Genomic DNA, 13,422 nt, shown 5'->3' on the forward strand with positions numbered 1-13,422 from the left:
CACGCAACATCTTGCACGAAGGAGGAGGTGAGCATCGATGGTGAACCAGGACTGGTTCGAGAAGGACTTCTACGCGATCCTCGGCGTCAGCAAGGACGTCGACGCCAAGGAGCTGAAGAAGACCTACCGCAAGTTGGCGCGACAGCACCACCCGGACAACAACCCGGGCGACGCGGCTGCCGAGCAGCGGTTCAAGGACATCGGTGAGGCCTACGCGGTGCTCTCCGACGCCGAGCAGCGCAAGCAGTACGACGCCGTGCGCGCCATGGGCGGCGGGGCCCGCTTCACCGCGGGCTCCGGCGGCCCGGGCGGAGCCGGTGGCGGCTTCGAGGACGTCTTCGCGCAGATGTTCGGCGGTGCCGGTGGCGCGCAGAACGTCCGCTTCGGCCAGGGCGGTGCCGGCGGAATCGATCTGGAGGACCTGCTCGGCGCCTTCGGTGGCGCGGGCGGCTTCCAGCAGCAGGGCGGCCAGGGCTTCCCGGGAGGGTTCCCGGGCGGCGCGCAGGGCTTCCCCGGCGGCGGTGGGTTCACCGGTCAGGGACGTGGCGGGAGTATGCCCCGCGGCCAGGACGTGGAGGCGTCCACCACGCTCGACTTCCGGTCGGCGGCGAGGGGCGACACCGTCACCCTCTCCAAGCCCGACGGCGGGCGGATCACCACCCGGATCCCGGCCGGCGTCAAGGACGGCCAGCGGATCCGGCTCAAGGGCAAGGGCATGCCCGCGCCGATGCAGGGCGGCGAGCCCGGTGACATGTACCTCAAGGTCACCGTCACCCCGCACCCCGTCTTCGGCCGCGACGGCGACCACCTCACCCTCGACCTGCCCGTCACCTTCTCGGAGGCGGCGCTGGGGGCGACCGTGCGGGTGCCGACCCTCGACGGCAGCACCGTCAAGGTCAAGGTCGCGTCCGGCACGCCGTCGGGGCGGGTGCTGCGGGTCAAGGGCCGCGGCATCCAGACGACGAAGGGCACCGGCGACCTGCTCGCCAAGGTGCAGGTCATGGTCCCGCAGCGGCTGTCCGACGAGGCCCGGCAGGCCGTCGAGGCGCTGCGGGCCGAGGAGGGCGACAGCGACCCCCGTGCCGACCTGATCCGGCAGGCGCAGGGCTGAGCCGTGGTCGACCGCGACACCCCCGTCTACGTCATCTCGGTCGCCGCCGAGCTGGCCGGGATGCACGCCCAGACGCTGCGGCAGTACGACCGGCTCGGACTGGTCACGCCCTCGCGCACCCGGGGCGGGGGCCGTCGCTACTCCTCGCGGGACGTCGACCGGCTGCGCGAGGTGCAGCGGCTCTCCGCCGAGGGCGTGAGCCTCGCCGGCATCCAGCGCATCATGGAGCTGGAGGTGCAGGTCGAGGCGCTGCGCGACCGGGTCGCCCAGCTCCTTGCGGACAACCAGCGGCTGCACGACCACGCCGCGCAGGGCGGCCGGGTCTTCGCCGCTGACCTCGGGGGAGAGGTGGTGGCGGTGCGGGCCGGCCAGCGACCCCAGGGTCGGAGCACCACGGCCCTCGCGCTCTGGCGGCCATCCGGGTTGACCACTTGACGGAGGCGCAGAGCCGACACCGGCTGGGGAACGAACTTCAGAGACCTTTGAGAAGTTCCGCGCTCGGGGCGTTCATCAGTGTCGCGACGCCACGCCACGCACCGAGAACGGCCAGCACCCCGGCGACTGCCGGGGTGGCCAGCACCGGCCACCAGACAGGGATCGTCGCGTCGGCGGCGCCCAGGCCGGGCACCCGGTCCGCCCCTACCGCCCCGACGATGCCGGCGCCACCGAGTCCGATGATCACCCCCAGGCCGCCAAGCAGCGCCCCGATCAGCCCCAGTTGCACGAACAGGGCGGACCGCAGCTCCGCGGTGGACCATCCCGTCGCTCGAAGCATCCCCACTTCCTCGCGCCGACTAGCCGACCAGGAACTCGCCACTGCGCCCATGGTGACGGTGAGCAACAGCCCGACCCCGGCGAGCAGGAGCCATCCCACGATCCGGAGGGCATCGATCAGTGCTGGCAAGGACTGGAGACGCTGGGCCAGGCTCTCGGCCGCGTAGCCTTGGTCCTGCAGACGCTCAGCCACTGCAATGCTGTCCTCGACGGACTGCGCCTGAAGGTAGATGACGTCCCATTGTGTGTCCAGGGCACCATCGGCACCGGTTTCCTGCAGTGCGACCAAGTCCTCGAAGGTCCCGGTGGACACGTAAGCCACGTTGTTGCCCTGGTCGAACAGCGATTCGCCATCATGAACCCCTGTCACCTCCCAGGTGCGTTGGACTGATTCGCCTTCGTTCGGCCCCGTCCGCCTCGTCGCCTCGACGGACACGTCATTGCCGATCAGCTCGCTGAGGTCGGTCCCGGACACCGATGAAGGCATCACCACCTCACCGTCACCGAGACCGGCGTCCGCTCCTTTCCAGGCGTCGCCGGCGATCTGGGGGTAGTAAGGGGTTGCCCAGAAGGCGATTCCGGAGACCGATCGGTGGGCTCCCTCTGCCGCTGGAATGCTAAAGCCGACCTGACCCCACGGCATGACGGACTCGATGTCATCAGCGGCCTCGGCGGCCCGCACGGTCTCGGTGGTGAGTGGCCGAGCGTCACCGGAGACAGTGACACTGGAGACTTCGACGATGGCGGAAGCCGAGTCATCGCCCAGGTCCAGCAGATACCCCCGGGCGGCGGAGGCTGCGATGGAGGCGACCATGATGGCGATGCCGATGCAGCAGGACAATCCGAGCAGCAAGGCGCGTTGTCGTGTCATCCAGTGGCGTCCGCAGAGCCATCCATACGTCCAGGGGCTCACTTGCCGACCTCCACGTCCCGATGTGCCTGTGGCACGGGTCCATGATGGGCGGCGAAGAGCAGGCTGGCGCCGCCCCCGACGTGCTCCTGCAGAAGTTCGATCATCAGGTCCGCTGTCCTCGCGTCGACGTTGCTCGTGGGTTCGTCCGCAAGAATGATCGAAGGGTCCCGGATCAGAGCCCGGGCCGTGGCGACCCGCTGCTGCTCTCCACCCGAGAGCATGGCAGCCCGATGTTCGGAGACGGCTCGTAGTCCCAGTCGGTCGAGGAGCGCGGCGATGCGTTCCTGTAGCGCAGACCCACGCCTGTCTGCGGCGACAGCGACGTTCTCGGCGGCGGTGAGGTGACCGATCAGGTGGGGCTGTTGGTAGATGAGTCCAACGTCGCGGCGGCGCAACTCAGCCCGCGCAGCCTCGTCCAGCTCGTGGAGCGATGTTCCCTGGAGCCGGACGACGCCGTCGTCCGGCTGGATGAGGCCGGCAATGACATTGAGCAGAGTTGTCTTGCCGCTGCCGGAGGGCCCCTGCAACCTCACGGCCTCGCCAGCGCCGGCGCACACGGTCAACGTGTCCAACACGGTCCGATGCTGACCAGACGCAGCAAAAGTGACAGTGATGTCGGTCGCGCACACCCGACACGCTGACGACGACGGCTCGCTACTCTTGGTCGTGACGATCAATGCGTCTCCTGTCCTGCGTAGGTCACTCGCCCAGCGGCACCCCAGCTCGGAGCGCGTCGATCGACGCCTCCCAGCTGCAGGTGCCGTCGGGCGCGCTCATCAGACTCGGGCTTGCGGGGCAACCTAAACGCGACAGCACCGCTTCCTCTATCCTCGAAAACTCTTCGGGTGACGGGTCCAGTCCGGCTCCGGCGATGGCGGCGGCAGCCTGGATGTTCAAGGGCTCCGAGGGATCGCTGGCCATCTGCACAAGCCTGTCGCGCACTCGCGGGCCGGCCGAATCGACCTCTGCGACGCCGTCGACGTTCTCGGGTACGGCATAGGCTTCGAGCACCGCCACAGTTGCTTCGTCGGTGGACGAGGGCAGGGCGTCGGTCGTCAACGTAAAGTGGGCTGCTTGTCCCCGTCCAAGGGCATTGGCCACATCGACCATGGAAAGACACGCTCGAAGTTGAGTCTCGCAATGAGATTCATCGAACCATGCGGTGATCTTTTCTCCAGGATTGCTGACCAGAGGAACCTCGCCGCCAGCGGTCCTGATGGCGTCCACGACCAGACGCGTGTACAGATCGGGGGACGCAGATTCATTCAGGGCCATGTCCAGGGTCGACAACATCGACTCATCAACGAGCGAGGAAAAATCTTCAGCGGTGAGCAAGCGGGCCGCGGCATACGTGACGTCTATCGACCCGACTTGTGCTGTCGGGAGTGGGACCGCCCCGCCGGAGGCCCAATCCACGTCCGCGTCATCCAGGACCTCGGTGGCGTACTCTTGGACAGTACTTTGGGCAACCCCCGCGGTATCCAGAAGATCAAGCGCTTCGTGTGCCAAAAATAGATCCGCAGACTGCTCGAGAATGCTGATAGCCTCCTCGACAGCTTGGTCGCAATCACAGTCCGGGCTGAGCGCGATGTAGCCCCGCCAATCAAGGAGATGCCGGGGATGGGAGATTGGAAGATTAGGCCGTTCCTCCGCTCGGCTAAGGTCTTCGTCTGCTTCGCCTCCAAGTGAGGTAACAATTTGGCTGACCTGCCAGCGTTGGTAGGGAGATAGTGTGGCCCTGCTGCTGACTTCTTCGAGATGGCGGAGTATGGGGTCTACCTCCAACGTCTCCCGCGCTTCGATGTCGGATGTCGTCAGCACTTGCATGCCGGCGAGCCATCGTTCTGTGGCTGCGGTCGCCGATAGAGGTGGAGGAGTGGTGTCGGCTTCCGAGGCTTGGCACTGTGCGGGTAGCGGAGAGGTTGTCACCCAAGATGCCAACCCAGCTTTCATGAGGGGGTCAACTGGGGAGGCGTCGCATAGTTGGGCGACGTCTCTCGAGCTCAGCGGCGATGGGTTCGCACCAGAGAGTCGGGCGATTTCGTGCGTGTGAGCCGTGGCGTACAGATCGCCTGCGCCACCTTCCGTAGCGGCGTCGGAGGTTGTCCGACGGATGAGGCCGGTGTCAGAGTCTTGCAGGGCGCGCACATCCGCTACCAGTTCACTCGGGTACAGCCGTGGTGCGCCGTCAGTTCGGCCGGCTCCCGTGCAGCCAGAAGCGAGCAGCGCCGCCACACAAGCAGCGGCGCTGCTCGACGCCCATCTGCGGCGAATGACGGTCACACACTTACTCCGACCGTTCGCACATTGCCGTAGTAGTAGGCGACACCCGTCATGTCCATCGAAACATACCACGTGAGCCAGTTGGCGCACACACGACCGGAAAGATAGGACCCTGACGCGTTAGTGTTGCGCCAGGTGATTGATTGACTCTTGTCCGCGCCACCCCCGCTCAATCCGGATACGGTAGCGCCAACCCCATGGGCCGTGGCCGTCGTGGTGTTCTGAATCCAGGTCGTGTTGGTAGTTGCGATGGCGGAAGTTGCGTAGTCACCACATCCTCCGGAGTCTGAGAACGTCTGGATCCACACGTTCCCCGTCATCGAGTGACCATTGGGAAGGCTTACCGTGTCACTGCTGCTCTTATTCGGTTGATGGAGCGAATCGCCGCTCGCGGTGGCCGTCGCGGGTGCCGCGGCCAGTGCTGCCGTGCAAACCCCTGCGAGGGCGCCGCGCCAGATTGCTGCATGCATGTTCATTCCCCTTCTTCTGTCGCTGTCTGACTCATCCACCGGAACATGATGTGGGGGCGGGGTCAACAGGCGGGGTGGGGGATTTTACGGAATCTTTGCCATGCCTGCGCTCGTGGCACTCTCTCGGCGTGAGAGGCGCAGCAACAGGCCCCGCCCGTGTACCGTGGGCGGGGCCTGTCACGCCTGCGGACATGCTGGCGGCCTACTTCACCTCGCGGCGCGCCACCCGCCACAGGCCCACGGCCAGCGGGATGAGGACCCACCAGATCGAGGTGACACCGAGCTGGGCCCACTGCTCGCCCGTGGGCGCGGCGTCGACCGCCATGAACGGCATCTGCGCGATGGTCTGGTCGATCCAGGCCGCGCGCTCGCTGATCCAGGTGACCGTCGCCGCCAGCAGGTTCATGATGACCGGCAGCACGAAGAACCCGGCGATGGCCAGCGGCACGTTGAGGAAGAGCGCCCCGAAGCCCACACCCATGAGCACGTAGATCACCTGGAGCATCACGGCGCCGAGGTAGACGTGACCCGGCACGCCGAGGTCGATGTCGCCGCCGGCGATGCTCGCGGAGATGACGTGGGCCAGGGCGGCCAGCACGAAGGTGATCGCCACGACGACCAGCCCGAGGGCGACGGCCGCGAGCGCCTTGGCGGCCATGACCCGCATTCGACGCGGCTCCTGGGTGAAGGTCACCAGCGCCGTGCGCTGGCTCCACTCCGAGGCCGCCGTGAGGATGCCCAGCACCGGCAGCAGCACTGCCTGCGGCGTCACCGCGGTCGCCAGCAGCGTGGCGTAGGCCGCGCCCGACTCGCGCCCGAACCACATCACCAGACCCATCGCCAGCACGGTCAGCGCGACGATGACGACGAGCAGCCACCGCCCGGCGCGGGTGTCGACGGTCTTGCGCAGCTCGGCCTGGAAGAGCCGGGCGAAGGAGAGCCCGGGCCCGGTGGGCTCCGGTCCCTGGTATGCCGTCCCGCTCGCCCCCGGGGCGCCGCCGGTCGGGCGTCGGTCGGGTCGTGGGTGGTCGCGGCCGTGCCGGTCGCCGTGGAAGTGGTCATGGTCTGGTCCCCGTCCTCGATGCTGGTGGTTGCTGAGTGCCCGGTCGAGGTGTTCATGCCGCGACCTCGCGGGCGTCGTCGGCGGTGAGGCTGAGGAACATCTCCTCCAGGCCGCCGCCGGCCGCGCCGAGGTCGGTGATGACGAGACCCTCGGCCAGCGCGAGCTCACCGATCTGCGCGGTCTGCGCGGTCGCGGTGAAGCCGCCGCGCGGGCGGGCGACCGGCGCGAAGCCGGCCCGCTCGAGCGCCGCGTGCAGCGCGGCCCGGTCGGTCGCGTCCACGACGACCCCGGCCCCGGCGAGCAGCTCGTCCTTGGCGCCCTGCGCCACGATCCGGCCGCGACCGATGAGCACGAGGTCGTCGGCGACCTGCTCCACCTCGGACAGCAGGTGCGAGCTGAGCAGCACGGTGCCGCCGTGGCGGGCATACCCGCGCAGCAGCTCGCGCATCCAGTGGATGCCGCCCGGGTCCAGGCCGTTGGCCGGCTCGTCCAGGATGAGCACGCCCGGGTCGCCGACGAGCGCGGCCCCCAGGCCGAGGCGCTGGCGCATCCCCAGGCTGTAGTTGCCGACGCGGCGCTCCGCCTCGCGGCTGGACAGGCCGACCCGGTCCAGCACCTCGTCGACCTTGCCGCGGCCGGCCCCCACGAGGATCGCCGCGAGGGTCAGCACCTCGCGGCCGGTCCGCCCGGCGTGCTGCGCGCTGGCGTCGATCATGACGCCGACGTGCGTCGTGGGGTTGGGCAGCGCCCGGTAGGGACGGCCCAGGATGTGCGCGGTGCCCGAGGTGGCAGGGGTGAGCCCGCACATCATCCGCATCGCGGTGGACTTGCCGGCGCCGTTGGGGCCGAGGAAGCCAGTGACGCGGCCAGGCCGCGCGGTGAAGGTGACGTCGTCGACGGCGGTGAAGCTGCCGTAGCGCTTGGTGAGGTTCTCGATCTGGATCATGCGTCCAGCCTGGCGTCCGGTGGCACGGGCGGGCATCGGTCCCAGGTCTCGGTCGAGCACGACCACGGTCTCGTCCGGTCGGGCTCCCTCTCCGACCAAGGTAGGGGGTGGTCCCGCCGGTGGACGGGTGCCCCGGTGCGGCGTCGCGGCCTATCGTCACAGGTATGCCCCCCAGCCTGGCCTCCGACCGGGTCCACGCCGACCCGTCGGACCCCTCGGTCGACCCGCCCGACCTGCGTCCGTGGCAGCAGGCCTGGCGGCTCGGCACGGTCTGGCTGCTCGGTGGGCTGCCGTGGCTCGTCGTCTTCGGGCTGTCGCCCGTCGGCCAGGGCGACCTAGAGCGGACGGGAGCGGTCGACGTGCTGCTCGTGCTCGACCTGCTGGTCGGACAGCTCTGCGTGCTGCTCGTGGCCTTCCGCCGTCGCCGCCCGGCCACCGTCGCGGTGGTGGTCACGCTGCTCAGCGCGGTCTCCGCCTGGGGCGCCCCGGCAGCCCTGCTCGCCGTCCTGTCGTTGGCCACCCGTCGCCGGCTCCCCCCGTTGCTGGTCGTCCTGGCGCTCAACGCCCTCATCAGCCTGACCTACGACACGTTCGTCGCGCCGACGTTGCTGCCCGACGACCCTGCCTACGCCGACGGTGGCTCCCTGTGGCAGGTCGGCATCAACACCCTCGTCGTCCTGCTGGTCTTCTGCATCGTCGGACTCATCGGGTGGAACATCGGCGGCCGCCGACAGCTGATCGCGAGCTGGCGCTCGCAGGCGCAGACCGCGCGGCGGGAGCAGGCCGCGCGGGTGTCGCAGGCCCGCCTGGCGGAGCGGGCCCGCATCGCGCGGGAGATGCACGACGTCATGGGTCACCGGTTGTCGCTGGTCGCGATGCATGCGGGTGCCCTCGCGCACCGGCCCGACCTCAGCGAGCAGGAGCGTCGGGCCAGCGCCGAGATCGTCCGGGACGGCGCGCACCAGGCGCTGCAGGAGCTGCGTGACGTCCTGGGTGTGCTGCGGGCCGAGGAGGATCCGGACCCGCTCGAGACCGGCCAGGTCGAGGCGCCGCAGCCGACGCTGACGGCGCTGCCGTCCCTCGTGGCCGAGGCGACGAGCAGCGGGCAGGAGGTGCTGCTCGAGGCCGACCCCGACCTGTGGTCCCGCTCCGTCCACCTGTCCGACCTCGTCGGACGGCACGCCTACCGCGTCGTGCAGGAGGCCCTGACCAACGCCCGCAAGCATGCTCCCGACTCCGTCGCACGGGTCCGGGTGGCCGGGTCGGAGGAGGACGGGCTCGAGGTGGTCGTCCGCAACGCGGTCGGCCCGACCGGCGGCTCGGCGCCGTCCTCGGGGATGGGCCTGCCGGGCATGGCCGAGCGGGTGCACCTCGCCGACGGCCGCTTCGAGGCCGGGGTCGAGGCGGGCGAGTTCGTCGTGCGAGTCTGGCTCCCGTGGCAACAGGAGGGACAGGAATGACGGAGACGGCGGGGAGGCGCACCCGGGTGGTGCTCGTCGACGACGACCCGCTGGTGCGGGCGGGGCTGCGGATGCTGCTCGGCGGCCCGGACGGGGTGGACGTCGTCGCCGAGGGGGAGGACGGCGACCAGGCCGTCGAGCTGGTCGGCCGGCACCGGCCCGACGTGCTCCTCATGGACATCCGGATGTCGCGGGTGGACGGGCTGAGCGCGACCCGTGACGTCCTCGCCACGTGGCCGGAGGCCAAGGTCCTGGTCCTGACCACCTTCGACGCCGACGAGCTGGTGCTGGGGGCGCTGCGGGCCGGGGCACGCGGCTTCGTCCTGAAGGACACCCCGCCGGAGCGGCTCGTCGCCGCGGTGCACGAGGTCGCCTCCGGCGACCATGCGCTCTCGCCGTCGGTGGCGGCCCTCCTGGTCCGGGAGGTCAGCGGCGGCACCGCCGCCCCGGACGACCGGGGTGACCGCGCCCGGGCGCAGCTCGACCGGCTCACCGAGCGTGAGGTCGAGGTGGCCCGCGCGGTGGCCCAGGGCGGCTCCAACGCCGACATCTCGCGCGAGCTCTACCTCGGCGTGCCGACGGTCAAGGCGCACGTCTCCAGCATCCTGGCCAAGCTGGGCCTGACCAACCGGGTCCAGGTCGCGCTGCTCGTCCACGACGCCGAGCGCTGAGCCGGGCGTCAGATCAACAGTTCGGGCCCGTCGGAACGGTGCTCGGGACCACGTGTGACGAGCCGCCGCGCGAACCGCGTCAGCGAACGTCAAGGACTCGTGCCGGCGCGAGCGCATACGCTCGCCGTGTGGGCACGGTGCTGGTCGTCGAGGACGAGGCGACGGTGCGGGAGGTCGTCTGTGCCTACCTGCACCGGGCCAGGCTGCCCACGCACGAGGCGGCGGACGGGCTGGTCGCGGTGCGCGCCTTCCCGGACGTGCGGCCCGACCTGGTCGTGCTCGATCTCATGATCCCCGGGATCGACGGCTTCGAGGTGCTGCGCCGGTGCGACCTGGCGAGCGTGTCGGGGTCGTGCTCACCGGCGGCAACGTCGACCTCTCGCGGTATGCCCAGCTCCTGGGTGTTGACGACGGGTCAGCACCGGATCGTCAAGTAAAACAGATAAAACAGGTTCGGCGTGGTACAACAGATCAAACAGCAGCAGCACCGACGAGAGGTGAGACGCATGCCGCGTCGCCGCAACCCCTTCCGACCGAGCTTCGGAGCCAGCCCGCGGGTGCTGGCCGGGCGTGGTGACCTGGTGGAGGAGTTCGACGCGGCCCTCGACGAGGGCCCCGGGTCGCCCATGCGGTCGGTCCTGCTGAGCGGGCCCCGCGGGATGGGCAAGACCGTGGTGCTCAACGAGCTGGAGGACCGCGCGCGGGCGCGAGGGTGGCACGTCATCCGGCTCCCCGAAGGCCCGGGGCTGCTGGTCGAGCTGGAGCGCAGCGTCCTGCCGGCGCTGCTCGCCGAGCACGACCCCGCCGCGGAGCAGCGCCGGGTCACCGGGGGTGCGATCAGCGCGGTGGGCTCACTGACCACGGAGACCACCGACACCTACCCGGTCGACCAGAGCGTGAGCACCATGCTCGCCCGCCTCGTGCAGATCGCCGAGTCGCACGGGAGCGGCGTGCTCCTCACGCTGGACGAGGTGCAGGCCGCGCCGATCGAGGACGTGGCCCGGCTGGCCTCGGCCTACCAGCACCTGGTCCGGGACGAGCGGGAGGTCGCCTTCGTCGGCGCGGGGCTGCCCTCGGGCATCGGGACGCTGCTGGACCAGCACGGCTCGACCTTCCTGCGGCGGGCTGAGCGGGTCGACCTGGGGCCGCTGCGCGAGGAGGAGGTGCGCGATGCCGCGGTCCAGACCGTGCGCACTGCCGGGCGGGTGATCAGCGCGGAGGCGACGGAGCGGCTCGGTGCCATCGCCCACGGCTACCCCTACCTCCTGCAGCTCGTGGGATACCAGGCCTGGCGCGCGGCGGGCGACGCCGAGGTCATCACCCACGGCGACGTGGAGGGCACCCTGCCGGTGGTCGTGGACCGCATGAGCCGGTTGGTCCACACCCCGGCGCTGCGCGGGGTCCCGCAGGGCCAGCTGGACTACCTGGAGGCGATGGCGCTCGACGACGGTCCCTCGTCGACCGGGGAGGTCGCGGAGCGGCTCGGCGTCAGCAAGCAGCACGGGGGAGTCATCCGCGGCCGCCTCATGGACCGGGAGCTCATCGTGCCGGCCGGGCACGGCCTCGTGGACGTGGCCCTGCCCTACCTCCGCGAGCACCTGAGGCGCCGGTAAGCGCCGCGACGCACGAGCGGGTCCGCATCCCGTCAGAGATCTGGATCCTCGTCGGCGCCTCCTTCGTCATCGCCGTCGGCTTCGGGCTGGTCTCACCCGTGCTCCCCGGCTTCGCCCGGTCCTTCGACGTCGGCGCCACCGCCGCGACGATCGTGGTCTCCGCCTTCGCCTTCTGCCGCCTGGTCTTCGCGCCCGCCGGCGGTCGGCTGGTCCAGCGGCTGGGGGAGCGGCCGGTCTACCTCACCGGGCTGCTCGTCGTCGCCGTCTCCTCCTTGGCGACGGCCTTCGCGCAGACCTACTGGCAGCTGCTCGTCTTCCGCGGGCTCGGCGGCCTCGGCTCGACCATGTTCACCATCTCGGCGATCGCGCTGGTCGTCCGGCTGGCGCCGCCGTCGATCCGGGGTCGGGTGTCCTCGCTGTGGGGCAGCTCCTTCATCATCGGCAGCATGGTGGGGCCGGTCATCGGCGGCCTCATCGCCGGGTGGGGGATGCGCGTGCCCTTCGTCGTGTATGCCGTCGCCCTCGTCCTCGCCGCCCTCGTGGTCGGCGTCGGGCTGGGCGGCGCGCGGCTGCGCCCACCGCCGGGGGATGCCGACCGCCCCGTGCTGACGGTGCGGGAGGCGCTGGGGGACCGGGCATACCGGGCGGCGCTGGCGTGCGGCGTCGCCAACGGGTGGGCCAACCTCGGTGTCCGGATGGCGGTCATTCCCGCTGCTCGCCGCCGCCGTCCGCGACGAGACCTGGGTGGCGGGCGCGACGCTGACCACCGCCGCCCTCGGCACCGCCGTCACGCTGCAAATCACCGGACGGCTCGCCGACCGGATCGGTCGTCGCCCGCTCATCATCGCGGGCATGACCACCTCTGCGCTGTCGCTCGGGATGCTCGGGCTGAGCCTGCTACCCGGGCTGGGGCAGGCGTCGTCGCTGGCCGTGCTGCTGGGGCTGAGCCTGGTCTCCGGCGTGGGAGCAGGCTTCGTCAACCCGGCGCAGCAGGCGGCGCTTGCCGACATCGTCGGTCAGGAGCGCAAGGGCGGCACGGTGCTGTCGACCTACCAGATGGCCACCGACGTCGGGGTGATCGTGGGGCCCGTCCTGACCGGCCTGGTCGTCGACCTCGTCGGCTTCGGCACGGCCCTGGCGACGACCGGCGCCGTCAGCCTGCTGGGGGCGCTGGTCTGGCTCCGCGCCCCCGAGACGCTGGCCCGGACATCTGACCCGGCCCCTCGGGAGTGACCACGGCCTAGCGCAACCCTCATCGGCAAACTTCCCGATGAGGGTGGTGCTAGGGCGACGTCGGTCCTCGATCGGGGCGAGCGGCCCAGTCGCTCGCGAGCAGCCCCATGACGTGGCAGTCGACCCAGCCGTCGGCATACCGCAACGCCTCCCGCTGGGTGCCCTCGAGCACGAAGCCGACCTTCTCGTAGACCCGCCGTGTCCGCGGGTTGAAGGCGTAGACCTCCAGCCCGACCCGGTGCAGCCCCGCCGCCGGCCCGGTCGACCACCGCCCACACGAGCCGGTCGTCGTCGCGGGCCCAGCCCGGCAGGCGCTCACGCCAGCGCCTGCTCGAAGCGGGCCAGCACGTCCTCGCCGAAGAGCACGAAGCGCACCTCCTCGACCCCCGGCACCGATTCCCCGGTATGCCGCACCGTCGCCACCGCGATCTGCGCCACCTGCCCCGGGTCCCAGCCGTAGACCCCGGCGCTGATCGCGGGGAAGGCCACCGAGGTGGCCCCGACCTCCTGGGCCACCTGGAGGCTGCGCCGGAAGCACGACGCGAGCAGCTCGGGGTCGGTCTGTCCCCGGTGCCGGTTCGGGCCGACCGTGTGGATGACCCATCGCGCGGGCAGGCGCCCGGCCCCGGTCGCGACCGCCTCGCCGACGGGTAGCCCGTCGTGCCAGCGCGCGGCCCGCACCCGACGGCACTCCTCGAGCAGCTCCGGCCCGGCGGCGGCGTGGATCGCCCCGTCGACACCGCCCCCGCCCATGAGGGTGGAGTTGGCCGCGTTGACCACCGCGTCCACGTCGACCTGGGTGATGTCGCCGAGCTGTGCCGAGATGTCCATGCGGCCATGGTGGCGCGATCCGGCATACTTCGCACCCCCGTCCCGAGGAGGTGT

Annotated in this window: 14 protein-coding genes and 1 pseudogene; 7 read left to right on the forward strand and 8 right to left on the reverse strand. The window is 70.6% G+C overall.

Annotated features, from left to right (window positions below):
* Window positions 1-37 precede the first annotated feature (37 nt).
* Together FU792_RS01500 and FU792_RS01505 are read left to right on the forward strand one after the other, a co-directional pair.
* Window positions 38-1,111, forward strand: a complete 1,074-nt coding sequence (locus FU792_RS01500; RefSeq protein WP_022925355.1) for a DnaJ C-terminal domain-containing protein — start codon at window positions 38-40, stop codon at window positions 1,109-1,111.
* A 3-nt stretch (window positions 1,112-1,114) separates the two neighbouring features.
* Window positions 1,115-1,546, forward strand: coding sequence for a heat shock protein transcriptional repressor HspR (locus tag FU792_RS01505; RefSeq protein ID WP_022925356.1), 432 nt, complete (start codon window positions 1,115-1,117; stop codon window positions 1,544-1,546).
* Between the two features lie 37 nt (window positions 1,547-1,583).
* Here the strand turns inward: FU792_RS01505 and FU792_RS01510 are convergent, their stop codons facing one another.
* From FU792_RS01510 to FU792_RS01535, 6 genes are all read right to left on the reverse strand, one after another.
* Entirely contained in the window at window positions 1,584-2,756 is a 1,173-nt protein-coding gene (locus tag FU792_RS01510) for an ABC transporter permease (protein ID WP_084485189.1), read from the reverse strand.
* 38 nt (window positions 2,757-2,794) lie between these two features.
* The gene (locus FU792_RS01515; RefSeq protein ID WP_161600175.1) at window positions 2,795-3,373 is read right to left on the reverse strand and encodes an ABC transporter ATP-binding protein; all 579 of its coding nucleotides are present in this window, start codon (window positions 3,371-3,373) and stop codon (window positions 2,795-2,797) included.
* 124 nt (window positions 3,374-3,497) lie between these two features.
* Window positions 3,498-4,625: a hypothetical protein gene (locus FU792_RS01520; RefSeq protein ID WP_022925358.1), complete on the reverse strand. Its 1,128-nt coding sequence runs from the start codon at window positions 4,623-4,625 to the stop codon at window positions 3,498-3,500.
* Between the two features lie 452 nt (window positions 4,626-5,077).
* Entirely contained in the window at window positions 5,078-5,590 is a 513-nt protein-coding gene (locus FU792_RS01525; RefSeq protein WP_149814490.1) for a hypothetical protein, read from the reverse strand.
* 163 nt (window positions 5,591-5,753) lie between these two features.
* Complete coding sequence (locus tag FU792_RS01530; protein ID WP_193559852.1) at window positions 5,754-6,782, reverse strand: ABC transporter permease; 1,029 nt, start codon at window positions 6,780-6,782, stop codon at window positions 5,754-5,756.
* On the reverse strand, window positions 6,667-7,560 hold the full coding sequence (locus FU792_RS01535; RefSeq protein WP_028131079.1) for an ABC transporter ATP-binding protein: 894 nt from the start codon (window positions 7,558-7,560) through the stop codon (window positions 6,667-6,669). Before FU792_RS01535 ends, FU792_RS01530 begins: the two co-directional genes overlap by 116 nt.
* A 164-nt stretch (window positions 7,561-7,724) precedes the next feature.
* Between FU792_RS01535 and FU792_RS01540 the strand changes: the two genes are divergently transcribed.
* The 5 genes and pseudogenes from FU792_RS01540 to FU792_RS19020 all read left to right on the forward strand — a co-directional run bounded on the left by FU792_RS01540 (window position 7,725) and on the right by FU792_RS19020 (window position 12,537).
* A complete protein-coding gene (locus FU792_RS01540; protein ID WP_022925361.1) occupies window positions 7,725-9,020 on the forward strand; it encodes a sensor histidine kinase in 1,296 nt (431 codons plus the stop codon).
* On the forward strand, window positions 9,017-9,691 hold the full coding sequence (locus FU792_RS01545) for a response regulator (RefSeq protein ID WP_022925362.1): 675 nt from the start codon (window positions 9,017-9,019) through the stop codon (window positions 9,689-9,691). The genes FU792_RS01540 and FU792_RS01545 overlap by 4 nt, the downstream gene beginning before the upstream one ends.
* A gap of 128 nt (window positions 9,692-9,819) precedes the next feature.
* Entirely contained in the window at window positions 9,820-10,128 is a 309-nt protein-coding gene (locus tag FU792_RS17585) for a response regulator (protein WP_022925363.1), read from the forward strand.
* A gap of 69 nt (window positions 10,129-10,197) precedes the next feature.
* Window positions 10,198-11,304 (forward strand): ATP-binding protein, encoded by a 1,107-nt coding sequence (locus tag FU792_RS01555; RefSeq protein WP_022925364.1) that lies wholly within the window; start codon window positions 10,198-10,200, stop codon window positions 11,302-11,304.
* 26 nt (window positions 11,305-11,330) lie between these two features.
* A pseudogene (locus FU792_RS19020) lies at window positions 11,331-12,537 on the forward strand (MFS transporter).
* A 49-nt stretch (window positions 12,538-12,586) separates the two neighbouring features.
* Here the strand turns inward: FU792_RS19020 and FU792_RS01565 are convergent.
* Entirely contained in the window at window positions 12,587-12,856 is a 270-nt protein-coding gene (locus FU792_RS01565; protein WP_022925366.1) for a GNAT family N-acetyltransferase, read from the reverse strand.
* Window positions 12,853-13,368, reverse strand: coding sequence for an O-acetyl-ADP-ribose deacetylase (locus FU792_RS01570; RefSeq protein WP_022925367.1), 516 nt, complete (start codon window positions 13,366-13,368; stop codon window positions 12,853-12,855). Before FU792_RS01570 ends, FU792_RS01565 begins: the two co-directional genes overlap by 4 nt.
* Window positions 13,369-13,422: the final 54 nt, after the last annotated feature.

The sequence above is a fragment of the Serinicoccus marinus DSM 15273 genome, assembly GCF_008386315.1.
In the GTDB taxonomy this organism is placed as follows: domain Bacteria; phylum Actinomycetota; class Actinomycetes; order Actinomycetales; family Dermatophilaceae; genus Ornithinicoccus; species Ornithinicoccus marinus.